Annotated in this window: 1 protein-coding gene; it reads right to left on the reverse strand. The window is 75.0% G+C overall.

Features of this window, described 5'->3' with window-relative positions; all coding sequences use genetic code 11:
- Positions 1 to 194: 194 nt before the first annotated feature.
- The gene (locus tag FV230_RS29090; RefSeq protein WP_147844814.1) at positions 195 to 404 is read right to left on the reverse strand and encodes a hypothetical protein; all 210 of its coding nucleotides are present in this window, start codon (positions 402 to 404) and stop codon (positions 195 to 197) included.
- Between the last annotated feature and the right edge of the window lie 200 nt (positions 405 to 604).

Below are 604 nucleotides of genomic sequence, written 5' to 3' on the forward strand. Positions count from 1 at the left end.
CTCTACGCGCCGGGCGGTGCCGCGGCGCCGGACCTCCGGGCGCTCGCCCGCCGGCTGTCGCGCCCCGTCCGCCTGCGGGGCGCGGGCCCGGTCGCGGCCGACCGGCTCCATCCGCTCGACGGCCCCTTGAACGGCCCCTTGGACGGCCCCCTCGATCGCCCGCTCGGCCGCTGACGCCCGGCGCCGGGCCCTCCTCAGTCGACCGCGATGGCGACGAGGGAGAACAGCCCGGCGAGCAGCAGGTTGGCGACGAGCACGAGGGCGATGACGGTCATGGACATCTTGTCGGTTGGGGCGGCCGGTCCGGCGCGCCGCCGTCCATAGCCCGGGCGCCCGGGCGCTGTCCGCGGGGCCGCCGGCGAAGCGCGAAAAGTCCCGCCGGCGATGCAGGCCGGCCACGTCACCGCGGAGCCGCAGGCAAGCGCCGATGGCGCGTCGGAACGTGCACGCCTTGCGTGTGCAACGCTTTCCCCACACCATCGTTAACGATCAGTTCGCGAACGGGGTGCGGCATGACGATGACAGCGATCGGCGGGGCCCTGACGGCGGCGTCCGGCTTCTTCGGCCTCGGCGGCCGCGACGTGCAGATCAGACTTCTGCTCGG

The sequence above is a fragment of the Methylobacterium sp. WL6 genome (genome assembly GCF_008040095.1).
Lineage (GTDB): Bacteria > Pseudomonadota > Alphaproteobacteria > Rhizobiales > Beijerinckiaceae > Methylobacterium.